The organism is Bergeyella anatis, from assembly GCF_036016955.1.
Classification (GTDB): domain Bacteria; phylum Bacteroidota; class Bacteroidia; order Flavobacteriales; family Weeksellaceae; genus JAYWXI01.
This window is the reverse complement of the sequence record NZ_JAYWXI010000008.1, coordinates 49,466-75,154: the sequence shown is the minus strand read 5'-3', so window position 1 is coordinate 75,154 and position 25,689 is coordinate 49,466. Positions and strand designations below refer to the sequence as shown.

Here is a 25,689-nt window from a genome sequence, read left to right as displayed (position 1 = left end):
GGCTAAGGAAGTTTATAGGATTTGGTGTTGTTTCATCGTGCAAGGGTTTTTACTTCTACGGATTTGTTTAAATTAGGGGATTGAATCCCAATTTGCCATGTTGTTGAAAAAGCGTTTAACAGGAAGTTGGTTATTGCTTGTCCTTTTTCTTTTTTCTTGTGGAAAGGGAGAAAAAGGGAATGGTGTCGCTCCTAAAAAAAATAATGTGGAAGTAGTTCAAAAAAATGGTAACCTAACAGCGGTAATTTCGACCGACCGGAACCGACTTGGAAAAATAATTGACCTCACTAAATTTCCGCCTTCAAATGTAAAATATAAATATGTTTTTATTGATAATTCAAAAGGGAGAATAGCAGGCCCCTCCGACGTGTATTTGGAAGCGGTTTTCTATTTTGATAATGCAACTATGGAGAAGATAAGGGCAATTGATTTGATGGACAGTTTTACCGAGCAAAATTTTGAAAAAAAAGAATTTAAGTTTGATTGGTTGGACAAATTAACATTGAAGGAGTTGGAACATTCCGGAGAAGGAGCACACCCTGATTTTTTGTTTGGAACCAATAATGGGAAATTGTGGTGTCTAAAAGATAAAGTATTACTGAAATCAACAATAAAGTGATATTTTTTCGTCGTATGCAGGCAGTGAGAAAATAGGCCAGATATGGGCGAAACTATTTGCATTTAAAGTAAATTGGAAAGATGGAGTTTGGGAAATAATCGGAGGTTTTGTACTATTTAATCGCAAAATGCTTTCCGATTTTTTGCTGAGGAGTCAATGGACGAAAAGGTGTTTTTTTTGCGTGGGCTAGGACTAAACTAAACAAACTGTAATGCCATGGAACTTATTGTACTGACCATTTTAGGTGTCTTTTTTTTGTTATCAATTCTGTCAAAAATAAATTTATACTTCATGAACAGAAAAGATCAAATGGACTTACGGAGATTTAAAGATAGTGCGGTTAAACTGCCGGTTAAATTGAAAGATTTAAAAATAGTTTCTAATTCTTGGACTGAAGAACGTGAAAAATATACTGACAGGAATCAAGCGGGAATAGTACTCTACAATAAGCTTACAAATAATGACCATAAAAATGTTGACTATGTGAACGTTAACATGAATAGAATTACGTATAAATTCACTTACGACGGAAAAAAGTATTTTTATACGACGTTGTTGGATATGGAAAAAGAAAAGTTAAGAACATGGATTGTTTTTCATGAAGAAACCCATTTGTATTTAAATCCTGAAACGGGAGAGATTTATTTGGATTTGGAATTTATGAATAACTAAAATGAGTTTTTCTGTTCATGGGATTCGCTGGGGCGATAAGAGTTTTGGGGAAGTTCCGTAAAGAATTCTCAACGTACTTTTCTGCTTTTGGGGGATTGGGGGCTTATTCCACGGTAAGTTGTTTCAGAGCGCCTAAGCTGCCGTTAAACACATTGAGATCCACTTTGGTATTGATGCCGTAGACAATGCCGTTTTCCGTAAACTGCCACAACAACCACGGGTCTTGTGGCGAGGGCGTCAGGACGTTGTTGTAGTTGGCTAACCAAAGAGGGTATTGGTCGAATTCTCCGCGGAGGTTGTCCTGATAATAGTGGTAATAGGTGTAGAGAATGGGTTTTTTACCGTATTTTTCTTCCACTATTTTCAGCCATATTTTTAAGTTTTCTTTCAGTTGGGCTTTGGTGTATTTTTTGGGTGTTTTTTCGATGTCTAAAACCGGAACGAGATCGCCTTGCTCCAGTTTTACGTTTTCCAAGAAATTGGTGGCTTGCTTCACGGGATCTTCGTCGGGACGGTAGAAGTGGTAAGCTCCTCGGATCAGCCCATGCGCTTTGGCCTTTTTCCAATAACGGTCGAAATGCCGGTCTTGGCTTTGCTGCCCCATGGTGGCCCGCAAAATGATGAATTTTAGGGGAATGCTTCGGTGGCCGATGGAGAGCGAATCCCATTGGATGTCGTTCGGGTTTTGGTAATGGGAGATGTCGAGGCCGAAGGTTTTGTCCGCGTATTCGCCTACGATGCGGTCGATTCTTTCGGTTTCGGAGGCGGTGTTTTTTAGCTTTTTATGTTCAAACCGCTGAAAATACGACGCGTAATAAAAAGCGATTTTCTCTTTCAGATAGAATCCTGTCGCCAATAGAGTGATGGCGATAAATCCGACGAGGAAGTATTTCCCCCACGAGGTTTTCTTTTTGGATTTTCGGTTTGGGCTTTTGCGACGTTTTTTCTTTTTTTGAGGCATGTTTGTAGTTGTGGTTTTTTCTTTAAAAAGGGAGGAAGTTTCGTCCGCCGAAACCTCTTCCCTTAGAATTGTAACTGCCGAAAAGGTGTTTTTTAGAAACGATACCCTACGGAAAGTCCTCCTCGGATACCGAGCCACGGCCCATACAGGCTAAAAACGGCTCCATTAGGATTGGTTGTAATAGTGTATTCTAAAGGGAGGTCTTTGGATTGGATTTCGTTTTTCAGCTGGGCTTGTTCTTCCTCGGTTAGGGTTCGGTTAGTGGTTTTTGCGGTCATGTTTCCTTTGGCGGAACCGTAATGGGCTCCGAGAATCCACCAGTCCAATACCCAGTTTTTATTTGCCCCGAGAAACCATTGGCTTCCGATCATCAATCCCACGGAATTGGCATTGGTGCTTCCGTGAATGTTAACGGGAAAGGACTCGTTGTTTTCTTCAATATCCAGGGTGATTTCGCTTAGGTTGAAGTTGCTGTAACGGTAATAAGGTGCAAGATAAAAGCCTTTGCCGTAGCCTTTACCCAAATAAAAACGACTCTCTAAAGTGAAGGCAAATCCACTTAGTTTAACTTGATTGTAATCGAATTCCAAATCTTTGAGATGTCTGGCTTGGGGGGTGCTACCTTTTGGAATGAAGTTGACCCCTCCGGTAACCGAGAACCAAGATTTGAGGGCTCGTTCGTAGGTGACGTTCAGATTTCGGTAGGCCAATAACCCGGTTACGTTAGATTTTAGGATGTTTAGTTTTTCGTTTTTTTTTTCGATGGGCTCGGTCTGCTGGCTGTGCAAATTGGAATACAAGCCTAAAACCGAGAGGACGAAAATGGTTTTTTTCATGGCGTCGTCAGTGTTGTGTTTAGAGTGCGGCAAAGATAATGAATTCTTGAACTTATCAAGGGGATACGGGCGTTTTGGGACTTTCTTGAAATGGCTGTTTAGGATTTAGGATTTCTCGGATGAGATAGGCGATTGAAACCATTGCCGAATCTAAGTTTCCGTCGGAAAAAACCAAGGGTTCCACGCCTTGCCCCACCTCGGCAAAACTCCAAATTCCGGCTTGGGCTTCGTGGCCTTGGTAAGGCTGGGCTTGCCTTAAGTAGTAAAGGTAGATGCACAGCTGGATGGCTTGTTTGTATTTTTCTTCTGTTAGAAGGGTGAGGGTTTTGTCTTCGCCTCGGGAAACGAATTTTAGATGGAGTTCTTTGGGCTTTGCTGTTTTGTAGTCAATAACCCTCAGGGTTCCGTCTAATCGGTCCACTCGGTCGATAAATCCGTAGAATTTAACGGTTTCTCCCGTGGCTTCGTCGATGATGAACGGGGTGTAATCCATTTCTTTTTCGAGGTCGAGAATCTCTAACCGATGCCCTTTTTGAACGAGCCGGAGGTCGTATTTCAGAATGTCGGAAACCACACGGTGGGCAATGGATCGATGGATGTAATTCATCCCTCGTTCATAAAATTCCGGTTGGTGGTTCAGGCGGACGATGGCTTCGGCGATGGCTTCGTCCACTTTTTGGAGTGCGTTGCTCAGATCATTTTCGTTTAAAACTCTTCCTTTCAGACCTTCGTACAAAATCTGCAGGGCCAGATGCACCAGGTTGCCATAGTTCCGTTGTGAGAGTTCCTCTTCGATTTCGTCGTTTTGACGGGCTTTCAAGAGGTGGTTCATGTAGAACTGAATCGGGTCGTACAGGTAGGCGGTTAGGTGGGAGGCCGATACTTTTTCTTTCCATTGTTCCAAACGTTCCATCACTGCCGGGGTTTTGGCTATCGTCATGAGTTGCTCTTCGGCCGGTTCGGAGGAATGGTCGATGACGATTGTTTTAACGGCGTGGGGGCTTTCCATTTCGATTTGGGTAATGAAACGGCTTTTTTCACCTGTATTGACGCCCGATCCGAGAGCATTGTACAACAAGTAAATGTTTTCGGCTTCTTGCAGCAAGCGGTAAAAGTGATAGGCATAAATACTATCGTTTTCCAAAAACGTGTGCAGTTGGTGGTTCTTTCGGACATCGAAAGGAAGGTAAGTGTTTTGCGAATTTCCCAGCGGTAGCTTTCCTTCGTTGACGGAAAGCATGATAATGTTTCTGAAGTTGAGAAGGCGGGTTTCCAATAATCCCATGATTTGAAGGCCTTTCAGCGGTTCGCCCTGGAAATCGATGGTTTCGGTACCGATTAACTGCTGGACTAAAACTTCTAAAGTTTCGATTTTAACGGAAAAATCATAGGAGGCTATCTGGTGTTTTATGATGCGGAAAGAGGTTTCGAAATGCAAAACGTTTTCGTATTGCATATCGTCCAAGGGATGGAATTTCAACACTGTGCAGTAGCGGATGAAGGTTTCCAAAAAGGCTTCGGCCGAAGCTGCTTTTTTAAACAAATCGAAATAGGATAACTCGCCCAAATAGGTTTGTAATTTTTCGGGGGAGAGGTAAACGATGTTTTTTTCGGTGATTTCTTCGGTGAAATGGCGTATGATGGCGGCTTCTTGCTCGTTGTTTGGCAAAAGTTCCAATACGTTCAGAATATCGCGGTAGTAGTACGATCCCGATTTTTTCTCCAGTTGTTTTTGGATGTAAAAGAGGTGTTTTACGGCGTTGCTGAAAGCCATGTTTTTTAATGGAAATCCCATGGTGATGTTCAGATGCTCGGCGGTGCGTAGGGCATCCAAACTGGCTGGCAGCAGATTTTCATCCAAAAGGACCACGGCGGTATCGCTTAAGTCTTCTGTTTTTAACTCCTCGAAAATCAAGGGGAGTACTTTGGTTTGGGTGATGTTTCCGGAGACTTCGAATACTTTAATGGTTTTGTCGGAGGCAAAGCGGTTGCTGATCCATCGGAAAGGGCGGTGTTCATTAAACTCTTTCCATTGGCGGTAGCTTCTTAGGAATTTCCCGGCTTCTTGCCTTTCGTCGGATAAATAGTAGTCGTCGGCCTGAAAGAAGCATTGGGCTTTGTCCCATTGCATTAGGGTTTTTACCATTTTTTCTTCGACGGGCGTAAAAGCATTGAATCCGCAAAATACGTAATGCCCTTCGGTCTTTTCAACAAAATCCGAGAGAACGTTTCGGACTTGCTCGTGCAGCATGCCCATTGTGGCCAAACCTTTTTCTGAGAGTTGTTTTTTTAGTTCGGGGAGAAACGTTCTCATTTTCCGCCAGAAATTTAGGTTTCTTCGGCGGGTTTCGCTCGGTTCGCCTAAGTCTTCTCCCCAGTTTTTTATGCGCTCTTCGGCGAACATATAGTCCAAGACTTCTTCTTCTTTTTCGGCAAATTTCAGAATGTCGTCCCAGTCTTTCAAAAGGGTCGGGAACCACTTAAGAAACTCCGAAAGGTCTTCGGCGTGTTGCTTTCGGTAGACCTCATAAGCGAAAAGCCATAAAGCGACGCCTTGGATGAGTTGCCGTCCCGAGATGGATTGGATCAGTTCCTCGATGGTGTAGAAGTCGGGCAAAAAACCAGTGTATCCTCTTTCGGAAAGTATTTTTTTGATGAAAATCACGGGGCGTTTTCCGGGCAGTACGATGCGGAAATCCGAGAGGTCTTCCCGTTGCGAAAGCAATTCGCTGACAAGGTTCTCCAAAAAAGAATGCTGGGGCGCTCGCTTCATGATTTTATTTGTGGAAAGGCGTTTATTTTACGACGATTTTTTTCTCTATCCATTGGTCGTTTCCTTTGCTGAAAAGGAAGGTGTAGGTTCCTGTTTCTTGCGGAACGAAATTGATTTGGGAAATTCTTTCGGTAGGAGTGCCGCAATTGGCCGAAGTGGAGAATTTATAGGCCTTGACGTAGCGGGTGAATCCGTCCAGGGTATAATCGTAGCCGTAAAATCCTTCACAACCGTTTAGGTAGCTGGAATAAGTCCTGAGGCTTTGGCTGGCGAAAACCTCCATCGTGTCTTGGGCGATGGCTACGCTGTCGATGGCTATGGGAGCGATTCCCGTTAAATTAGGGTTGTACTCGTCTCTGCCGCAGGCGATTAAGAGAGGTAGCAAGCCTGCCAAAGTGAGGAGGAATAATGTTTTCATACGAATCACGAGTTAAAATGACCTTTGGAGAGGTAAACGACTTTTTTGGTTTCAAAGAAGGGTTCGGCAAAATGGTTTTTCAGTGCGAAAATTTCGCAGCGTAGCCCGGCCAGTTCTTCGGAGAGGTCTCCACCTTTAAGGTACAGGACGCCGTTGGGTTTCGGATTGAACTGTTCTTTTTCAAATTTTCCTTTCAGCCATCTGAGAAACTCGGGCATTTGGGTTACGGCACGGCTGACCACGAAATGAAATTTGTCTTTCACTTTTTCGGCTCTTCCGTGAATGGCTGTTACGTTAGTGAGGCCCAATGCTTGGGCTACGGCTTCGACCACGGTGATTTTTTTTCCGATGGAATCCATTAGGGTGAAATGCACTTCGGGAAACAAAATGGCCAAGGGAATTCCCGGGAAACCACCTCCCGTTCCGATGTCCAATACTTTTGTTCTGGGGGCAAAAGGCATGACCTTGGCGATGCCCAAGGAGTGTAAGACGTGTTTTTCGTAAAGGGATTCGGTGTCTTTTCTGGAAATGACGTTGATTTTCGCATTCCATTCTTGGTAAAGGGCTTCCAGAGCCTCGAATTGTTCTTTCTGTTTCGGCGTGATTTCCGGAAAATAAGTTGTAATTAAATCTACTGTCATGGTTTTGCTATGATCGGCAGGACAAATTTAGTGTTTTTTTGAGGATAAATGTTAGATTAAACCTTTTGTTTTTCTAACATTTTTCTATCTTTGGCTTATGACAACGACACTGACGGAGGAAAATTACCTGAAAGCAATTTATCACCTGAGCGAAAAATACGATACGGTGAGTGTGAACGAACTCAGCAAATTTTTAAACATCAAAATGCCGAGCGTCAACAGCATGATGAAGAAGTTTGCCGAGAAGAAATGGGTGGTGTACGAGAGTTATAAACCTTTGGTGATCACTGAGGAAGGTCGCCGAAAGGCGGCTTTGGTTGTCCGGAAACACCGTTTGACGGAGATGTTTTTGGTGGAAAAAATGGGGTTTGGTTGGGAGCAGGTGCATGAAATTGCCGAGCAGATTGAACACATCCAATCCGAATTGTTTTTTGAGAAAATTGATGAACTTTTGGATTACCCCAAAACCGATCCTCACGGTTCGCCTATTCCGGATAAACAAGGGAATATTATTCGTTTGAACTACCCGAAATTAACCGAATGCAAAGCGGGAAGCACGGTGGTTTTTTGTGCCTTGACCGAATCGTCTGCAGAACTTTTGAAATTTCTCAATCATAAAAAACTTGCCTTGCATACGACGGTCAAAATTTTGGAAGTGGAGCCGTTTGACCAAAGCATGACCATCGAATATAACGGAAGGCGGGAGACTTTTAGCGAAAAAGTCTGCGAAAAACTTTTGGTCGAGAAGAACGGTTAGTCCGAAAGGGGATCGAGGAATTTAACGGCAGGGGCGTCCAAGGTTTTAAAGTCTTCTATGGGGAAGGGAATCTGGTGTTGCCATTTTTCCAAAAAGGGTTGTTCGAATTCCGTGGCGCGGTATTCGTCGGGCGACATGATGGGGATTCCCGAAATGATAGGGTAGTATCTTCGGCAGGAATTGCAGATCAGTAGTCCTTCTTTTACGTCATCGTCTTGGGTGGTAAAGGGGGTAAGTTGCAGGTCTTGTTTGTCGAACGGGCAACAGAGTTTTTCTAAAATAGTGTTTTTCATGCTTTTGTTTTTAGTTTAAAGAAGGGTTAATTCGTTTCGGAGGGCTTTCAGTTTTTCGGTGATGTTTTCCGCTTCCATGATTTCGGAAATCAAGGCGACTCCCTGAAAGTCTAAATTTTTTAATTGTGGTATGGTTTGGGTGGTAATGCCGCCTGCCAAAAAGAGAGTTCCTTTAAAGAAAGATCGGGCTTGAACGATGTTTTCGGGACGGACCAGTTCACAAACGTTTGCCGATCGGGACGGAAAAACCGAACAGAACGAAAGGTAATCGATGCCTTTGTTTGCCGCTTTTTTGATTTTTTCTAAATCGTTTCCCACGGTTACTCCCACGAGGAGGAGAGATGGTTTTTCGAAATTTTCGGGAAGTTCGTCCAAATGAACTCCGTCGGCGTTTAGCCGTTGGGCTAAGGCGGTATTTTGGTGAAGAATAAACCGGACTTTATGAGTCTTGCAAAGGGTTTGCAATGTTTTTAGGTTTTCTTCTTCGGCTTTTTCGCTGTTGAAGAGTTGGAGCCAGCCGATTCCTCCATCGACGGCTTCTTTTATTTTGGCATAAAGCCGGCCGAATTCGTCGGATGCATCGGCGATGAGATAGAGGGTTTTAGAGGGTTTCATGGCAGAGGGCTTTTTCAAAGGCGTTCCAGTAAGGGTCTTCCAAAACAGGGGTTAACGGGGCTTCTTTTCCGTTTTCGATTACGGTTTTTCCTTCTTCTTTGGGAAGAAAGCGGCCGATGGCGGTAGCTTCGATGTGGTTGTGGTTAAGGGTGTCCAAAACCTCTTCGAGATTTTCTTTTTGAACGGCCATTAGCATACTTCCGGCACCGATAATGCGGTAGGGCGATAAGCCGAAATGGGCACAAACTTTTTTCTGAGTGGCGTCTACGGGGACCTTGTCAAGGTTTAGACGTAAACCGAGGTTAGAGGCCGAGCAGAATTCGTAGGCGGCTCCCACGACACCTCCTTCGGTAACGTCGTGCATGGCATGAATTTTTGTTTTGTTTGCATTTAGGCGTCGGGCCATTCGGCCTTCCTTCAGTACTGAAGTTTTGAAAAACAAACTTTCAAAATAAGCGGTTTGGGCACTGCCGAGCAAGGCTTCCATTTGGCTGGGGAACTGCAATCCCAAAATGGCAACCGAGGCAATGGCGGCTTTTTTGGTTAGGATTAATACCTGACCGGCCTTTGCTTTTTCGGACGTTAAGAAATGACTTTCGGGGCCAATGGCAAAAAGCGTGGCGCCTCCGGCCAATGTGGATTCGTGCCTTTTCGGAAAGGCGGTGTGTCCGCCGGTGATGGCGATTCCTGCCTCGGCGCAAAAGTGATGCATTGCCTGCCAGTAAGTTTTCACTTCTTCGTCCGAAAGGTGCTGGGGAAGGGTTAGTACCATTTGCAGGAATTGGGGCATGCCCGAAGTGGTGGCGATGTCGTTGGCGGCGAGGTGTACGGAGAGCCAGGCCGATTTTTCCGCGCCCAATCCCGGGAGGTAGCTTAGAGGGTCGCTGGCGGAAGCCATGGCCATGGCATTGCCGAGGCGGATTAGGGCAACATCCACGCCGTACTTCGGAGCGGCAATAACGTTGTCGTTAGGGGCGCCGAAAGAGGAGGAAAACAAATCGTTGAATCGTTTTTCGGAAAGTTTGCTGCTCATTAGTCTTTAAATTGGATATATACGCCGAAAAAATCACCATAGGGCATTTTCCATTCCTTGATTGGGAACCAAGACGGAAGCCCGGTACAGTTCCATGAAACTTCGTAAAACCGATCCGGAAAGGCTTCTTTGATGAGGGCTTTCAGGCTGTAAATGGTATAGAATGTGGCGGTTCGGTAAAATTCGTTTTTGCCGAAGGCTTGTTGAACCCTTCGGCGGACGAGCTTTGGAGTTAGTTTGTTCATCATGCCCATGGCGATGCCGTGGCGTGCTACTCTGGCGGCTTCTCTTAGAACTTGCTTGGGGTCTTTGTAGTACTCGAAGGTGTTCATGAATACCACGGCGTCGAAGGTTTGGTCTTTAAAGGGCATATGGTGGGAATCCGCCATCACCAGGTCGCCCTGGAAGAGATGAAGCGCTTGGGAAAGCATGAATGGAGAGATGTCGCCTCCGCTTGCTTCCAAACCGATATTGGCCCACCACCGTGTAAAACGGGCGGTTCCACAGCCGAATTCCAAGAGGGTTTGTATTCGTTTGTCGGCTTTTAAGAGTTGTCCCATGACTTTTTTTTGTTCGATTTCGGCTCTTTTGTAGGGGCCTTCGTAATAAAGTTCATAGGTGTCGGTGTATTCTCGGTTAAAAAACCACTCTTTTCGGCCTTGCCAATTTCTCAGGCCTTGTCGGACGAGAGGGTGGGAATCGTGGGGGATCAGGTTTTGCTCCATGGTTGTACTTTTTATGATAAATAAAACAAAAATGGAGACGGTTGCGGGTGAAAAATAAAAACCACCTGAAAGGGTGGAACAGTGGGTAAAACATTCCTTACGCCGGCATGATCCGTCTCAAGTTATGCGGGTGTAATCTCAGCCTTTCGGCACCCCGATGTCGGATGCAAATATAGCAATTTGTTGGGATATAGGAAGTGTGTCTTTTACTTTTTTTTCAAAATAAACTAAGGAAGAAAAAACAGTTAAAATGCGATGCATAGGACGTGCAGCGGTATTTTGCATTAGGTAGTTCAAGGAAAAAAAGATGAGATAAGTCTGTAAATCAGCGAATAACTTGTTGGATTGAATAGATATTTATACCTTTGTTTCGAGATACACACTTTTAGTATAAGGCTAAGTCTAAATGATGAAATAAAGATATAATTAACCTTTAACTTATGAAACAAAATACTACAAAATGGGGAGTCCTGTTCTTCTTAGGAATGGGATTGTCCGCTTATGGACAGGTGGGCGTTAATACGGCTACACCTAAGGCGACGTTGGATGTGGTTGGGAGCCCAACCAGTACCACTTCTTTTGACGGGATTATTGCGCCTCGACTGACGGGGGCACAGTTGCGGGCTAAAGCGTATACTTCGGCGCAGTCGGGGGCATTGGTTTATGTGACATTAGCAGACACGGCGCCGTCAGGCCAAACGGTTAACGTGACTTCTCCGGGGTATTACTATTTTGATGGTGTGGCATGGCAGAAAACGTCTGGCAGTGCGTTGACTGGATCTTCTTCGGTCCGGATTACGGGGAATTCTATTCATCGGGAAGCTTTAACGGGAGACGTTACGGCAGCAGTTAACAGCAATGCTACTACGATAGCCAACAACGCGGTGACTTCTGCAAAGATTGCCGATGGTACAATTGTAGCGGCAGATATTGCCAATGCTACGATTACCGCCGATAAACTGAACCAAATGAATGCAGCGAACGGTCAGGTATTGAAATGGAACGGAACGGCATGGGCACCAGGAACAGATAATAATACTAATACCACTTATACCGCAGGAACAGGTTTGTCATTAAATGGAACTACATTTAGTCATGCTGCTCATACAGGAGATGTAACAGGTACAACATCATTAACAATAGCGAACAATGCTGTAAACTCTGCTAAGATAGCAGATGGCTCTGTATCTACGGTGGATTTAGCAGCAGGTGCTGTAACAGCCGATAAACTAAACCAAATGAATGCAACGAGTGGTCAGGTATTAAAATGGAATGGAACGGCATGGGCCCCGGCAGCGGATAATAACTCGAATACGACGTATTCTGCAGGAACGGGTTTAACGCTTAGTGGAACAACGTTCAGCCATGCCGCACATACGGGCGACGTAACGGGCACAACGGCATTGACGATAGCCAATAATGCGGTTACGAATGCTAAAATTGCTAATAATGCTGTTAATTCAGCAAAGATAGCCGATGGTACGATTGTAGCGGCGGATATTGCTAATGCTACAATTACAGCCGATAAGCTGAACCAAATGAATGCTGCGAATGGTCAGGTGTTAAAATGGAACGGAACGGCATGGGCTCCTGCGGCGGATAATAATACGAATACCACCTATTCAGGCTCTACCTCTATTACATTAAGTGGAACCTCATTCCAAAGAGCAGCTTTAACAGGAGACGTTACGGCGGCAGTGAATGATAATACGACAACAGTAGCTCGTATCCAAGGTCGTAATGTGGCTAGCACAGCACCTACAAGTGGTCAGGTGTTAAAGTGGAATGGAACCGCGTGGACACCTTCGGTGGATGATAATTCAAATACTAATATTTATTCTAATGATGGTACTTTGTCGGCGAACAGAACCGTTACAATGGGAGGAAGAGCGTTGACTTTTAAAGGAGGTTTAGCTACATTTGAAGCCAATTCTTTTTATCCTCTAACTATTAATTCTACTCATACATCTGGAGGGGGACTACGAATTATGCCTGGGGGAGATGCTGCTAAGAGGATTGAGCTTAGTGTAAGAGAAAATGGGAATTTTAGGATATGGGCAGGTGCAGACCGTTTAACTGTAGATAGAACTACAGGAAATGTAGGTATAGGAACTGGTACTCCAGCAGCAAAGCTAGATGTAGCTGGTAATATAAGGGTGCAAACACCAGGGGGAACATGGATTACAGGTAAGACTGGTAATGGTGGAATTACGAGTAGTATTGTGCAGACTACTGGTTATCATCCTTTTTTGAGACAAACGACTTCTAGTGGTCATGTGGTTAATTTGGGCGGATTAGGAGATAATTTTGGATTTTACATTTATAAGAAAGATAGGACGACCAATGGTGTAGATTATGGCTTTATAATGAATGCAGCTACGGGCAATTTTAGGATAGGAGGGAGTGATGTGGCAACTGGTACCACCCCTGAGGCTAAATTAGAAGTTGTAGGTAATGTTAAAATTACAGATTTATCAGCAGGTGCTACATCAGACCAAATAGTAACCGCAGATGCTAATGGTAATCTAAGAAAGAGAGCATTGAGTGATATTAATACGACGTATTCTGCAGGAGCGGGTTTAACGCTTAGTGGAACAACATTTAGTCATTCGGCGCATACGGGAGACGTAACGGGAACAACGGCATTGACGATAGCCAATAACGCAGTTACGAATGCTAAAATTGCTAATAATGCAGTTAATTCGGCCAAGATTGCTGATGGTTCTGTATCTACGGTAGATTTGGCAGCAGGAGCTGTGACCGCTGATAAGCTGAACCAAATGAATGCTGCGAATGGTCAGGTATTGAAGTGGAACGGAACGGCATGGGCTCCTGCGGCGGATAATAATACAAATACCACCTATTCAGGCTCTACCTCTATTACATTAAGTGGAACTTCATTCCAAAGAGCGGCTCTAACGGGAGATGTTACAGCAGCGGCGAATAATAACGTGACTACGGTCGCTCGTATCCAAGGTCGTAATGTAGCTAACACAGCACCAGCTAATGGTCAGGTATTAAAATGGAACGGAACGGCATGGGCTCCTGCGGCGGATAATAATACGAATACCACCTACTCGGGCTCTACCTCTATTACATTAAGTGGAACCTCATTCCAAAGGGCGGCTTTAACGGGAGATGTTACGGCAGCAGCGAATAATAATGCTACTACGGTAGCTCGTATCCAAGGGCGTAATGTAGCTAACACAGCACCAGCTAATGGTCAGGTATTAAAATGGAACGGAACGGCATGGGCACCAGCTCCTGATGATAGTAGTAATACTAATATATATACAACTAATGGTACACTTTCTGGAGCTAGAACGGTTACATTTAATAATAATAACCTAACCTTTACTACAGGTACAGGTCAATTAATTTTAAATGGATCTACTACTACCAATGTTTTGTTGGATGTTAACGGTACAATAGAGGCGAATGCAGTGTTATATAACTCTGATGTCCGATTAAAAAAAGATATTATCAATATGAATAATGCTACGGCTTCTATTAATGGATTGCGTACTGTTACTTATCACTGGAATGAACTTGGTAAGAAAAAAGGAGGTAACGATGCATTGCAGTATGGTTTCATAGCACAAGAGGTAGAGAAAGTAATGCCTAATCTTGTTGTTACAGATGCGGAAGGATTTAAATCTGTAAACTATGTTGCTGTAGTACCTGTATTGGTAAAAGCCCTTCAGGAAAAAGACACAGAAGTGAAATTACTAAAATCTGAAGTAGAGCAAATGAAAGCCGACCTTGAAGCCATCAAAAAATATTTAAAGAAATAATAATATGATGAGGAAGTTTTTAAATATGCTACTAATAGCCATAGGTGTAGTAGCCTATGGCCAACCTAGTGGTTCCTGTAAATCAGGAACTATCAGATTAGGAACTGACGGTAAACTCTATGGTTGTGTAGAAACGGGTTGGAAGAAGTTAAGTGAAGATTTTATAGCTAACCTTACTTATGGGGTGCAAGATGGACATACATTTCTATTTAAAAATGATATATATGTTAAAGAGTTAGGATATATATATCAATTAAAAAATACAGGATATATACCTATTAACATTCCGAATGAAACTCACTCTGTGGGTAAAATAATATATTCCACAAATAATAAACATTTCTATCAGGCTGTTGAAAATGGTAAATGGCATCAAATTGATAATGAAGACAATTTTGTTCCATCTGAAAAATGTTTATCTATGGTTCCTGATCTCAAATATGGTGATGGCATGCATGATTTTATTTATTGTGAAATGAAAGCAGAAGATGGTAGAATATGGTTAAATAATAATTTAGGTGCAGAATATAGTAGAGTTGGCTCTCCTGTTTTTAATCCTTCTCGACAAGCAGTGAGGGGAGATTGGGAAGATCCGAATGCTAGAGGTTCACTATTCATGTATGGAAGAGACTCTGATGGACACGAGTTAGTGAGGTGGACGAGTAAAGAATCATATGAACTACTTTATCCTTCTATACCTTCAGATTATGATACTTCGCTCTACTACGAAATATGTCCAACCGGATTTAGAACGCCGACAAAAGCAGAGGTGTCAAATCTTGTAACTATTTTAAGAGAACTACATCCGGGCGAATTTAATACGTCTGTTTTAGGTTTTGTTTCGGTGATTACAAATAGTGAAATTGCTATAGAAAATGGTTATATTGAGGGATATTGGACATATACAGACGAACCTTTCATGAAGTGGATACCTTATAACCCATTCGTTATTTTTCTTCAAAAAAGAAGAATTGACGAAAGAGGTGCAATAAGATGTATAAAAAATAATTAAAAAAAAGATGAAGATTTTTCTTTTAATATACTCTTTGCTGTGATTCGAGTCCACCTCTTCCACTGATATGAGCCGCTGGTTCATACTTAGAGTAAACTACAGAGGTAGATGATAAATTACTACAAACCTTTCAGTTTTCCAAAATCTGGAAGGTTTTTTTGTGATGGGAGAGATTTACTTCTCCTATCCTCTTATGATGCACGTCTAGGTATTGCCCTACCCTGCAACTCCCCGTTGCCTTAGGCTACGCCTGTGCGTTGCTAGGTAAGGCAAGGGTATGTTGTCAGTAAGGATGGAAAAAAGAGTTAATAGTAAATATTAGGTTTTATCCTCCATAAAAAAAGTTCCCAATTAATTGGGAGCTTTTTTCACTCAAAATAAAAATCGTTGTGAAGTCTATCGAAGTCTGTCTACAGATTTTACAAGCCTTTCGTCTTTCGCTATATACACATTTGCGATTAGCAAACATACAATAGAGATAAACGCAAACAGTGGCTCAATACCTCTCTCAGGAAAATCTATTCCTCCAGGTAAGTTTAGTAACCAGTAAATCAATACACCTATCAACAAAGCGTTTATAAAAATGCTGATGCGGTTCAGCATCATTTGTCTTTTTCTATTTTTAAAACTAAAAATACTAAGGGGCAGAGTATCGCTAATAACTCGCAACCCCGCCCTCTATTTGCTATTGCAAGAATATAACCCTAAAAAGATAGAACTTATGATAAAACATTTGTCAAAGTCTTTATCAAGGGTTTGAGTAGAGGTATATGGTGTTGTTTATTCAGATGTGATGTTTGTAAAATAGAGAACATCTAGAAAAGTTATAGTGGAGGCTATTCCCCCTTTATAAGGGGAAGGTGCTTCATTACCTAAGGCAAAGCCTCTTCACTCGTACGAGTGAACTGGCTTCAGTTTGGTATAAGGTGGTCCCCATCAAATAAAATGAAAAACAAACACTTCCACAAATAAGGTCAGTGGGGTGCTATTATCCCCCACGCTCTGCCTTACCGAGCAGAGAGCTCCTGCCTTATCTAGCAGAGGTGTTCTGCTCGTACGAGCAGAACATCTCTGACAGTATAGATATATTGGGTATACCATAATTATAGATTACCTTTTGGGGCTTTATTACGATTGTTTATCGAAGTCTGTCTACAGGTTTTCTAAGCCTGTCTTCCTTGCGAATTAAAACTTATACCCTAAGCCGATTTGCCAAAAGCGGCTGTTCAGCTTTGGGGCATTGCTGTTTTTGTAGAGACGGGTGAGACCAACGTTGTATCTGCCGTCCACAAAAAGACCTTTAGTCAGATGGTATTCGGCACTTATAAAGGGGGAAAATTGAAAGTATTGAAGTTCTTACTGAGGTTAAGGCTCTTTGTGTCTTTAGCGGCATCATTTTCGGTATATACGTCGGCTTTGGCAGATAAAATGACCCCCAAATTAAAGCCTCCAGCTAAAGAAAGGTGGTTTAAAACTTGGTATTTGGCCGCCAAAGGGATCATCAGGTGATTTAATTGGAAGGTGGTTTTTTTCAAGCGGTGAACCAAAGGCGATTGGTAGCGTACCTCCTCACTTCCTCTAACGGGCGAATAGAGCAACTCGCCCTGCACGCTCCAATGGTTGGAAATCGGGTATTCGGCCAGTGCTCCAACATAATAGGACGAGCCCGAAAAGCTGGCACTGCTGGCATTACCAATGGTTAGGTTGCTCACGGCGTTGGTTTCGCTAATGCGGGATAGGGCATAGCCGGCTTTCGCCCCGAAACGCAGTTGGGCGGGGATTAGACCAAAAGTGCCACGGCACCCAATAAAAATACTTTTTTCATGTGGTTTTATGGATTTATGGTTTTAATACTGCAAAGATATGCTTTTTTAGTTAGAAAAAACTATTTATTTTATTATTGTCAGTTTTATATTTGTTAATTATTTTTGTTTTTAGAATTATTTTCTGATTTATTTAAACTAAAAAAGTTTATCGGATTTCCGATAAACTTTTTTTCATTCTCTTTCTTTGCTTAGTTTTTTTAGCTGAACAGCCCGACGTTTTCGCCTTTTTCGACGGGGTATTTTTCGGTAAAACATCCGAAACAGTGTCGGGTGGAGCCCAGTATTTCGGCTAAATTTTCGATGCTTAGGAACTCCAAAGAATCAACGCCGAGATAGTTTCTCAACGCTTCGGAAGACATATTAGCGGAGATTAGGTCGTCTTTGGATGGCGTGTCAATTCCCAAATAGCACGGGGCAATAATGGGCGGAGAAACGCTTCGGAAATGGATTTCCTTCACACCGGCGTCTTTTAAGATTTTCACCAGGCGTTTGGAGGTGGTTCCGCGCACGATGGAATCGTCGATGATGACCACGCGTTTGCCTTTGATTTCGGAAATGATGGGGTTGAGTTTTAGATTGACGATTCTTTCCCGCATTTCCTGCGTGGGGACGATGAAGCTGCGCCCGATGTACCGGTTTTTGATTAGTACGGGGCGGAACGGAATGCCCGATACTTTGGAAAAACCGATGGCTGCCGGAACGCCGGAATCGGGAACGCCAATCACGATGTCGGCTTCCACGGGGGCTTGTTCCCATATTTTTTCTCCCGATTTTTCTCGGATTTCATGCACGTTGATGCCTTCCATTTCCGAGTCGGGGCGGGCGAAGTAGATGTATTCGAAGGCGCAAATCTGACGCTCGCAATTTTCTTTGACCAAAAAGGATTTTAGGCCTTCTTCGTTTTCGCTGGTGTAGACGATTTCGCCCGGAAGAAGGTCGCGGACGTATTGGGCTCCTACGGCATCCAGTGCGGCGGTTTCCGAGGCGACGACAAAGGTTTTTTCGTCCATGGCTCCCAAAACCAGAGGGCGGATGCCGTGGAAATCGCGAAAAGCAAAAAACTTGTTGCGCGTAATGCCCACTACGGAATAAGCGCCTTTAATGCGTTCCATGGTTTCCTTGATGGCTCCGCGGAGGCCTAAATCCAAGTTTTTCTGAATCAGACGCAAAATTACCTCCGAATCCGAAGTGGCTTTGAAGACCACGCCTTCGGCTTCCATTTCTTTTCTCAGTTCCATGGCGTTGGTCAGGTTTCCGTTATGAGCGATGGAGAGGATGATTTGGTCGTATTCGTTTTTGGCGAAAAAAGGCTGGAAGTTGTATTTTTTCTTGTCGCCAGCCGTGGTGTAGCGGGTGTGTCCGATAACGCCGTTGCCCATGAAGTTTTCGGGTTCGGCAATGTTTTTGTAAACATCCAATACCAGACCTTCGTCTTTAACGTTATTGATTTTTCCGCCTTTCATTACGGAGATGCCGCAGGCTTCCTGCCCGCGGTGCTGCAGGGCAAAAAGACCGAATTGGGAAAGCGAAAACGTATCGAGATCTTCTTGGGAATAGAGGCCGAAGATGCCGCATTCTTCATTTGGGGCATCCAAGCGTTCTTCTTGCGGCGTACGCAAGAGGTTGCGGCCGTAGTTTCGGGTTTTAAATTGTTCGAGATAGGCTTTTTTCCAGTGAGTTAAGTTTTCCATTTCAGTTTTGGGTCAAAAAGAAAAAATAGTTAGGCGCTAAGTACTTTTTTCAATCGTTCGTAGATTTCCACATAGGCTTCGGTGATTTCGCCTAAATCTCTTCGGAAGCGGTCTTTGTCCAGTTTTTTCTTTGTGTCTTTGTCCCAAAGGCGGCAGGTGTCCGGCGAAATTTCGTCGGCGAGGATGATTTTTCCGTCTGAAGTTTTGCCCAGTTCGATTTTGAAATCCACCAGAATGATGTTCATTTGGTCAAAAAGTTCTTTTAGAAGCGTGTTGATTTTGGCGGTCAGCTGGTACATTTCGTCCAGTTCTTCGCGAGTGGCCGCACCCAAAAAAATGGCGTGGTAGTCGTTGATGAGCGGGTCGCCCAATTCGTCTTTTTTATAGCAGAGGTCAAAGATGGGAAGGGGCGAGGGGGTGCCTTCTTCCACGCCTAACCGCTGGGCCATGCTGCCGGCGGCGTAATTGCGAACGACCATTTCCAAAGGGATGATGTCCACTTTTCGCACCAGTTGCTCGCGGTCGTTGAGTTGTTTGATGAAATGGGTTTCGATTCCTTTGCTTTTCAGGTATTCGAAAATCAGGGTGGTGATGGCATTGTTCAACTCGCCTTTTCTTTCAAAAGATCCTTTTTTTTGGGCGTTGAATGCTGTGGCATCGTCCTTGAATTTTACGATCACTTCTTCCGGATGTTCCGTAAGGAAGATTTGTTTGGCTTTACCTTCGTAAAGCATGGCTCCTTTTTCGCTCATAATTTAAAATTTCATTTTTAGGGAACCGAACCTTTCGGTTTGATTCTTTTTATTAGATAAGAGGTTGCGATTAGTCGGATTTAGCGGGAGAAACAGTGTTCTCTCTTGGAAAAAAAAAGACGGCTTTGCAGCCGAATAACAGACCGCACGGGAGGCGGTGGATAACTTTTTGGGCGAGGCCGCTGAGTTGGGTGCAAACGGCGCAAGAACGGCATTGGCAAGACCAAACCTTTTCAAGGTTAAAATTTGCCGCTTTTTGTTTTCAGAGCTTGGTTTGCCGGCGGTCGGGTGTTGCATCGGAGAACGTCCGACGGATGCATCCGAATGACCAATAGGAGTACTTACTCCAAAGACGCCCGCTATCATTGCACAAAAATAAACAAATAAACCGACAAACAAAAAAAATCTTAAAGCGGTGCTTGGCTGCCGTTTTGGAGCGTGTGTTTAGGGTGGCGGGTATTCCCGCCAGGATAAAACAGGTTTGATTTTTGGGCGTGTTTTTTCTCTTAACGGATTACAATTTTCGGTATTGGTCTAGGGCTTCAAAAATCACGGTTTTATCAACCGCATAATCGTAGTTGCAGCTTCCTATTTCGGTAACGAGAGAAAAAAGCAGCTTTCCGGAATGGTTTTTTTTGTCGTTGAGCATCAGGTGATAGAGGGTTTCGTTGCTGAAATCGGAAAGATCGAGTTTAGGGTAATAGTGGCAAAGGGTTTCGACGATGTGGTCTCTTGTGCTTGGGCTCATTTGGTTTTCGATGCAGGCGATGAAACTTTCGATAATCATGCCTAAAGCAACGCATTCGCCGTGAGGAACGGGTTGGTTCTTTTCCAAGAAAAGGCTTTCCACAGCATGACCGATGGTATGACCGAAGTTTAAGGTTTTGCGGAGGTTTTCCTCTTTGAAATCCTGATCGACGATGGTTTGTTTCAGATTCATGGAAGTTTCTATCAAGGGTGCGAGATGTTCGGGCGCGAGGTGTTTTTCGGCGGTGAGTTTTTTCCAATGGTCGGCATCGGCGATTAAACCGTGCTTCAGCATTTCGGCAAAGCCGCTGCGGAGCTCCCGAAAAGGGAGGGTCTTTAGAAAATCGGGGTAGATGAAAGTGTGTTCGGGGGTGCAGAACGTTCCTACGATATTTTTAAGTCCTTGGTGGTCCACCCCGGTTTTTCCACCGATGGAGGCATCGCACATGGCAAGAAGCGTTGTGGGGATATGGACGAATTTCAGCCCTCTTTTGTAGGTGGAAGCGACGAATCCGCCTAAATCGGTGAGGACTCCACCTCCCAAATTGATGACCAAAGCCTTTCGGTCTGCGGAAAAATCGGCGAAAATACTCCACAGTTGGGCTGCGGTTTCAATGGTTTTTAGGTCTTCCCCTGGAGTGATTTCGATAATTTCGAACGGAATGGAAGTTTCCAAATTGCCCAAGAGAAGAGGAAGGCAGCATTGGTGCGTGTTTTCGTCAACGAGGAAGAGCAGTAAACTGGGGGAGAGTTCTTCAATATAATGGTTTAAAGCCGTGAAGTCATGGTCTAATTTTAGGATCATTTTTATTTTTTCGCAAAATTAAAATTTAAAATTCGTTTTATACTAATGGAAGGATTACTAAATTTGTGGACTTTAAATTTTTATCTAATCAACCATGTCGATATTTAACGATACCAAAATTGCTTTTCAGGACAAGACGACGGAGCAGCTCCGTAAGGCCTACTGGATGTTCAAGACCATTGAGCATCCGCACGTGACCCAATGGGGGATTAAGGCGCTTAATTTCACGATTCATAATAACTTTCCTTTGGTGGAAGGGGTGGTTCGCAAGACGCTTTTCCAGCAATTTGTGGGCGGTGAGACCCGTGAGAAAAGCATGGAGGTGGTCGATCGAATGTTCAAACACCATATCGGGAGTATTTTTGACTATGCCATTGAGGGGAAAGAAGAAGAAGCGGCGTTTGATCATACTTGCGAAGAGATTAAGCAGAACATCAAATTTGCAGAAGGCAACCCTGCGATTCCGTTTGTGGTGTTTAAACCGACGGGCTTTGGGCGTTTTGATTTGTATGCCGAAGTTCAGGCGGGTAAGGTTTTGACCTCCAGTGAGAAAGAAGAATGGGAACGTGTTGTGAAGCGTTACGAGGAGGTTTGCCGAATGGCTTACGAGCGTGATGTGGTCATCATGGTGGATGCGGAAGAGACTTGGATTCAGGCGGCGGTGGATGACCTTACCAATGCAATGATGGCGGAATTTAACAAAAAAAAGCCTATTGTTTGGAACACGATTCAGATGTACCGTACGGGACGTTTGGAGTATTTGGCGGAAGATTTGGAGCGGGCGCGTTCTAAAAATTACTTTTTGGGGTATAAGTTTGTTCGCGGGGCGTATATGGAAAAGGAAAGAGCTCGGGCTCAGGCGATGAATTATCCCGATCCGATTCAACCGACCAAGGCGGCCACCGATGATAATTATAATGCGGCCATCGAATTTGTCATGGCAAATATCGACCGTATTTCGGCTTTTTTCGGGACGCACAACGAAAAATCCACCGAGCTGGTCATGGATAAAATGAGGGAAATGAACCTTCCCAACGATTATGCGAAAATTCATTTCGGGCAACTTTATGGCATGAGTGACAATATCACCTATTATTTGGGCGATAAGAAGTATAATGCTGTTAAGTATCTGCCTTACGGTCCGGTTAAGGACGTGGTGCCTTATCTTACGCGGAGGGCTCAGGAGAATACTTTGGTAGCGGGGCAGACGGGTCGGGAACTCGGTTTGATCGAAAAAGAACTCCGAAGGAGAAAAACGGAACGTTAATAGATGAGATAATAAAAACGTCGGACCGCATGAGTTAATGTTGTCCGACGTTTTTTTATGGTTTTTTTTAAGGGGTGTTAGGTTTTCGTATAACCAACAGTCCTAAGAGCACGAAAGCGGCGGAAATGGCGATGTAAATCCAACCGTTCGGGGCGGTTGCGGTGCCGGTCAATACCAAAACGACGCCGAGCAGGGCTCCTGTGACCATAAGGTATTTCGGGGCTTTACGGCCTTGGAAGGTTTGCTTTCGGATAAGTCGGAATAGACCTAAAAACAAGGCGCCGTTTACCATGTACATGAAAGCGATTGGGACGGCAGAGAGGTCGAAATTGACCGAGGTAAACACGGTTAGGGTATTGGTCAGGTAAAAGACGATAAGGTAAAAGGTAATGCCGGCGATGGCAAGCAGAGCGCTATTGACGGGGACGTTGCGTTCAGAGAGTTTTCCGAGGTTGAGAAATTTTTTGCTGGCTTCCAAATTGTGGAATTGGTAAGGCACGCGCGTGCTGGCCAAAAGCAGCCCGTTGGAGGTTCCCAGTACCGAGATGATGATGAACAATTGGATGAGAATGGCGCCGGTTTTTCCCAGCAGGTTTCGCGAAAATTCGGCGATGTAGCCGTCTTTTAGTTTTAGCAGTTCGTCGGTTTTCATTCCGTATACGATACCCGTATAATAGAGAAGGTAAACCAGTGCTACGACGAAGGTTCCGATGACCATGGCTTTCGGCAGATTTTTTTTGGCGTTTTTTATTTCTCCCGAGAGTTGGGTGGCGACGTACCATCCGTCGAAAGCGAAGGAAATGGGGATGAAGCTGGCGGCGACCAAAAGCCAAAGGTTGCCTTTTTCCGAGGCGGAAGCCCAGTGTCGTGTGTAGGTGGCGGCTTCGGAGGGTTGGTCTTGGAGGAGCCAAATCAACCCCATGGCTGAAATCAAAATCAAGGGGATGAGTTTCAGAACGGTGGTGATTTGTTGGAACAAACCGCTGCTTTTCGGTTGGAAAATATTGAAGACCGCGAAAAAAAGAAGATTCAGGAATCCAATGGCGGAGTAGTGGGCAAAAGTGGGTTGGAAGTTGATGAATTCGGCTATCAGCTGGCAAAGGTAGATGCCCGATACCGTAAAAAGTACGGCAGTAAGCAAAGGGTAAAAGAGGCTCATGTAGATCCATCCGACCATGGCGGCGCTTTTCGGGCCAAATCGGAATTTAACGTAATTGAGAATGCCGCCATCATTGGGCAGCAATGCCGCATAGTAAGCCATGGAAAAAGCAGCCAAAATGACGCTGAGCCCCACGAGAATCCAACCGAGTAATCCGGCAAAGATGTTGCCTTGGGTTGCGGTCAAAACATCATCCACTTTAAAAAAGATTCCGGAGCCGATGACTTGGCCAACGACCATGGATATAGCGGTGAAAAGGCCGTATTTGGCATTTAGGGTGTTTGTTTTCTCCATTGTATTAGGGTTTTATCCGATCCGTTCCTGAAGTTCCAACCAGCGCATTTCGGCTTCTTCCAGTTGTTGGGTTAGTTGTTCTATGGTTTGGGATAGGGCGGTTATTTTTTCGTAATCGGTTTCGTTGTTTAGTTGCTCCATGACGGTGTGGCGTTGGGCTTCCAGTTCGGGCATTTGTTTTTCGATTTGCTCCAGTTCCCTTTGCTCTTTGAAGCTGAGCTTGCGTGGTTTGTTTGGGGTGCCAGCGGCTTCTTCTTTTGGTGGGGGTGTTGCCGGTGTTTCGGGTTTGGCAGGGCGTTCTTCCGATTTTTTTTGTTCGCGGTATTCGGAAAAATTTCCGGTGAAGTCTTTTATTTTTCCTTCTCCTTCAAAGGCCAGCACGTGATCAACAATCCGATCCATAAAGTAGCGGTCGTGGGAGACGATAATTAGACACCCTTGGAAGTTTTGGAGGAAATTTTCCAAAACCGTCAATGTAGGCAGGTCCAAATCGTTGGTCGGTTCGTCGAAGATGAGGAAATTAGGGTTTTTATAGAGGACGTGCATTAGATGCAGTCTTCTTTTTTCGCCACCCGAGAGTTTGGAAATCGGGGCGTATTGGGTTTGGTCGTCAAAGAGAAATAGCCTCAAAAACTGGGAAGCCGAGAGGGTTTTGCCATTGGCCATGGGGAAATTTTCGGAGATTTCCCGAATGGAGTCGATCACGCGCTCTTCTTCGTTGAAGGAGAGCCCTTTTTGGGAAAAATAGCCGAAAGTGATGGTTTCTCCGGTTTCGATTTCGCCTGAATCTTTGGGTTCGAGCCCTTGGATGATGTTGAGCAGGGTGGATTTTCCGGCACCGTTTTTTCCGATGATGCCCACTTTTTCGCCTCGTTGGAACGAATAGGAAAAATCATGCAGCAGGACGAGGTCGCCGTACCGTTTGTTGATGTTTTTCAGTTCCAGGATTTTTTTGCCCAACCGTTTCATTTCGAATTCTAAATCGAGGGATTGTTTTTTGGTATTGGTTTTGGCTACTTTTTCCGTTTCGTAAAATGCGCTGATGCGGGATTTGGATTTGGTGGTTCGGGCTTTGGGTTGGCGACGCATCCACTCCAACTCTTTTCGGTAGAGGTTGTTGGCTTTGTCGATGGTGGCGTTGAGATTCTCTTCACGAATCATTTTGTTTTCCAAGTAAGTGGCGTAGCTGCCTTGGTGGATGTAGAGTTTTTGGTCTTCCATTTCCCAAATGCTGTCGCATACGGCATCTAAGAAGTAGCGGTCGTGTGTGACTAAAAGCAGGGTGATTTTAGCTTTACTGAGGTAGTTTTCCAACCATTCCACCATTTCCACGTCCAGGTGGTTGGTGGGTTCGTCCATGATTAATAGGGTGTGGGTGTGTTGGGCTCGGGTTTCGGTGAGTAGTTTGGCTAAAGCGACGCGCTTAATTTGGCCACCGGAGAGGGTGCCCATCCGGGCATGGAGGTTGTTGATTTTCAGTTGGGATAGAAATTGTTTCATTTCATTTTCCAAATCCCAGGCTTTTTGGTTTTCCATTTCGGCAATGGCTTTTTCCATGGCTTCGGGGTCTTGCGAGAGCAGCGAGGCGTGGTATTGTTTCAGGGCTTTGATGGGAGGGGAGTCCAGGGTCATCATGAAGTCTTCCACGGAAAGTTCGGGGTCGAATTGAATTTCCTGATCGAAGAGAACTACTTGAATGTCTTTGTTGAGGGTTACCGTGCCGCTGTCGGCAATTTCTTTTCCCAAAATGATTTTCAGCAGGGTGGATTTTCCCGTGCCGTTTTTGGCGACGATGGCGATTTTGTCTCCTTCGTTGATGTGAAAAGAAATGGAATCGAATAAGGGTTTGATGCCGTAGGATTTGCTTAAATTTTCGGCTGATACGTAATTCATTGCTTAGGAATTTGTCTGCAAGTAGGATTTCTGAGGGCGAAAATACGAAATTTCGATGGGGGCAGGGCAGGGTCGGGTGTTTTTTGTTTTTTTTGAATTGATGACG

Annotated in this window: 22 protein-coding genes, 1 pseudogene and 1 riboswitch; of the genes and pseudogenes, 7 read left to right on the top strand and 16 right to left on the bottom strand. The window is 44.3% G+C overall.

Translation table 11 applies throughout. The annotated features are described in order from the left end of the window. Nucleotides 1-103 precede the first annotated feature (103 nt). Together VQ048_RS07215 and VQ048_RS07210 are read left to right on the top strand one after the other, a co-directional pair. Complete coding sequence (locus VQ048_RS07215; RefSeq protein WP_327611022.1) at nucleotides 104-619, top strand: hypothetical protein; 516 nt, start codon at nucleotides 104-106, stop codon at nucleotides 617-619. Nucleotides 620-910: 291 nt separating this feature from the next. Next, a complete protein-coding gene (locus tag VQ048_RS07210) occupies nucleotides 911-1,291 on the top strand; it encodes a hypothetical protein (RefSeq protein ID WP_327611021.1) in 381 nt (126 codons plus the stop codon). A gap of 103 nt (nucleotides 1,292-1,394) precedes the next feature. On the opposite strand, the gene VQ048_RS07205 is transcribed toward VQ048_RS07210, so the two are convergent. The 5 genes from VQ048_RS07205 to rsmG form a co-directional block, all read right to left on the bottom strand. Continuing rightward, nucleotides 1,395-2,252: a glycoside hydrolase family 25 protein gene (locus VQ048_RS07205; protein ID WP_327611019.1), complete on the bottom strand. Its 858-nt coding sequence runs from the start codon at nucleotides 2,250-2,252 to the stop codon at nucleotides 1,395-1,397. A 92-nt stretch (nucleotides 2,253-2,344) separates the two neighbouring features. After that, complete coding sequence (locus VQ048_RS07200; RefSeq protein ID WP_327611018.1) at nucleotides 2,345-3,088, bottom strand: DUF3575 domain-containing protein; 744 nt, start codon at nucleotides 3,086-3,088, stop codon at nucleotides 2,345-2,347. A 55-nt stretch (nucleotides 3,089-3,143) separates the two neighbouring features. Further along, the gene (locus tag VQ048_RS07195; protein ID WP_327611017.1) at nucleotides 3,144-5,861 is read right to left on the bottom strand and encodes a PD-(D/E)XK nuclease family protein; all 2,718 of its coding nucleotides are present in this window, start codon (nucleotides 5,859-5,861) and stop codon (nucleotides 3,144-3,146) included. Between the two features lie 22 nt (nucleotides 5,862-5,883). Then, nucleotides 5,884-6,279, bottom strand: a complete 396-nt coding sequence (locus VQ048_RS07190) for a hypothetical protein (RefSeq protein WP_327611016.1) — start codon at nucleotides 6,277-6,279, stop codon at nucleotides 5,884-5,886. A 5-nt stretch (nucleotides 6,280-6,284) separates the two neighbouring features. Continuing rightward, nucleotides 6,285-6,920 (bottom strand): 16S rRNA (guanine(527)-N(7))-methyltransferase RsmG, encoded by a 636-nt coding sequence (rsmG, locus tag VQ048_RS07185; protein WP_327611015.1) that lies wholly within the window; start codon nucleotides 6,918-6,920, stop codon nucleotides 6,285-6,287. 97 nt (nucleotides 6,921-7,017) lie between these two features. Here rsmG and VQ048_RS07180 point away from each other — a divergent pair, with 97 nt between their 5' ends. Continuing rightward, nucleotides 7,018-7,677, top strand: a complete 660-nt coding sequence (locus VQ048_RS07180; protein WP_327611014.1) for a metal-dependent transcriptional regulator — start codon at nucleotides 7,018-7,020, stop codon at nucleotides 7,675-7,677. On the opposite strand, the gene VQ048_RS07175 is transcribed toward VQ048_RS07180, so the two are convergent. From VQ048_RS07175 to VQ048_RS07160, 4 genes are read right to left on the bottom strand one after another with little or no spacing between them, the layout of a single operon-like run. Continuing rightward, a complete protein-coding gene (locus VQ048_RS07175; protein ID WP_327611013.1) occupies nucleotides 7,674-7,970 on the bottom strand; it encodes a Trm112 family protein in 297 nt (98 codons plus the stop codon). The genes VQ048_RS07180 and VQ048_RS07175 overlap by 4 nt on opposite strands. Before the next feature lie 15 nt (nucleotides 7,971-7,985). Next, nucleotides 7,986-8,585 carry a thiamine phosphate synthase gene (locus VQ048_RS07170; RefSeq protein WP_327611012.1) on the bottom strand — a complete coding sequence of 200 codons (600 nt, stop codon included), beginning with the start codon at nucleotides 8,583-8,585 and terminating at the stop codon, nucleotides 7,986-7,988. Continuing rightward, complete coding sequence (locus tag VQ048_RS07165) at nucleotides 8,572-9,618, bottom strand: AIR synthase-related protein (RefSeq protein WP_327611011.1); 1,047 nt, start codon at nucleotides 9,616-9,618, stop codon at nucleotides 8,572-8,574. Before VQ048_RS07165 ends, VQ048_RS07170 begins: the two co-directional genes overlap by 14 nt. Continuing rightward, nucleotides 9,618-10,343 (bottom strand): class I SAM-dependent methyltransferase, encoded by a 726-nt coding sequence (locus VQ048_RS07160; protein WP_327611010.1) that lies wholly within the window; start codon nucleotides 10,341-10,343, stop codon nucleotides 9,618-9,620. Before VQ048_RS07160 ends, VQ048_RS07165 begins: the two co-directional genes overlap by 1 nt. A gap of 77 nt (nucleotides 10,344-10,420) precedes the next feature. Further along, nucleotides 10,421-10,510: riboswitch (TPP riboswitch) on the bottom strand. Between the two features lie 273 nt (nucleotides 10,511-10,783). Here VQ048_RS07160 and VQ048_RS07155 point away from each other — a divergent pair. Together VQ048_RS07155 and VQ048_RS07150 are read left to right on the top strand one after the other, a co-directional pair. Next, the gene (locus VQ048_RS07155) at nucleotides 10,784-14,137 is read left to right on the top strand and encodes a tail fiber domain-containing protein (protein WP_327611009.1); all 3,354 of its coding nucleotides are present in this window, start codon (nucleotides 10,784-10,786) and stop codon (nucleotides 14,135-14,137) included. Between the two features lie 4 nt (nucleotides 14,138-14,141). Further along, nucleotides 14,142-15,149, top strand: coding sequence for a hypothetical protein (locus VQ048_RS07150; RefSeq protein WP_327611008.1), 1,008 nt, complete (start codon nucleotides 14,142-14,144; stop codon nucleotides 15,147-15,149). A 396-nt stretch (nucleotides 15,150-15,545) separates the two neighbouring features. On the opposite strand, the pseudogene VQ048_RS07145 reads toward VQ048_RS07150, so the two are convergent. The 4 genes and pseudogenes from VQ048_RS07145 to purC form a co-directional block, all read right to left on the bottom strand. Next, nucleotides 15,546-15,791: pseudogene (locus VQ048_RS07145) on the bottom strand (DUF4293 family protein); the annotation flags it as partial. 680 nt (nucleotides 15,792-16,471) lie between these two features. Continuing rightward, nucleotides 16,472-16,861 (bottom strand): outer membrane beta-barrel protein, encoded by a 390-nt coding sequence (locus VQ048_RS07140; protein ID WP_327611007.1) that lies wholly within the window; start codon nucleotides 16,859-16,861, stop codon nucleotides 16,472-16,474. 311 nt (nucleotides 16,862-17,172) lie between these two features. Beyond that, nucleotides 17,173-18,666, bottom strand: coding sequence for an amidophosphoribosyltransferase (gene purF / locus VQ048_RS07135; protein WP_327611006.1), 1,494 nt, complete (start codon nucleotides 18,664-18,666; stop codon nucleotides 17,173-17,175). A gap of 29 nt (nucleotides 18,667-18,695) precedes the next feature. Continuing rightward, complete coding sequence (gene purC, locus VQ048_RS07130) at nucleotides 18,696-19,418, bottom strand: phosphoribosylaminoimidazolesuccinocarboxamide synthase (protein WP_327611005.1); 723 nt, start codon at nucleotides 19,416-19,418, stop codon at nucleotides 18,696-18,698. A 246-nt stretch (nucleotides 19,419-19,664) separates the two neighbouring features. Between purC and VQ048_RS07125 the strand changes: the two genes are divergently transcribed. Next, nucleotides 19,665-19,805 carry a hypothetical protein gene (locus VQ048_RS07125; protein ID WP_327611004.1) on the top strand — a complete coding sequence of 47 codons (141 nt, stop codon included), beginning with the start codon at nucleotides 19,665-19,667 and terminating at the stop codon, nucleotides 19,803-19,805. 127 nt (nucleotides 19,806-19,932) lie between these two features. Here VQ048_RS07125 and aroB read toward each other — a convergent pair whose 3' ends face one another. Further along, the gene (aroB, locus tag VQ048_RS07120) at nucleotides 19,933-20,970 is read right to left on the bottom strand and encodes a 3-dehydroquinate synthase (protein WP_327611003.1); all 1,038 of its coding nucleotides are present in this window, start codon (nucleotides 20,968-20,970) and stop codon (nucleotides 19,933-19,935) included. 94 nt (nucleotides 20,971-21,064) lie between these two features. Between aroB and VQ048_RS07115 the strand changes: the two genes are divergently transcribed. Then, complete coding sequence (locus VQ048_RS07115; RefSeq protein ID WP_327611002.1) at nucleotides 21,065-22,237, top strand: proline dehydrogenase family protein; 1,173 nt, start codon at nucleotides 21,065-21,067, stop codon at nucleotides 22,235-22,237. 67 nt (nucleotides 22,238-22,304) lie between these two features. Here the strand turns inward: VQ048_RS07115 and VQ048_RS07110 are convergent, their stop codons facing one another. Further along, entirely contained in the window at nucleotides 22,305-23,690 is a 1,386-nt protein-coding gene (locus tag VQ048_RS07110) for an APC family permease (RefSeq protein WP_327611000.1), read from the bottom strand. 12 nt (nucleotides 23,691-23,702) lie between these two features. Then, nucleotides 23,703-25,583, bottom strand: a complete 1,881-nt coding sequence (locus VQ048_RS07105; RefSeq protein ID WP_327610999.1) for an ABC-F family ATP-binding cassette domain-containing protein — start codon at nucleotides 25,581-25,583, stop codon at nucleotides 23,703-23,705. Nucleotides 25,584-25,689: the final 106 nt, after the last annotated feature.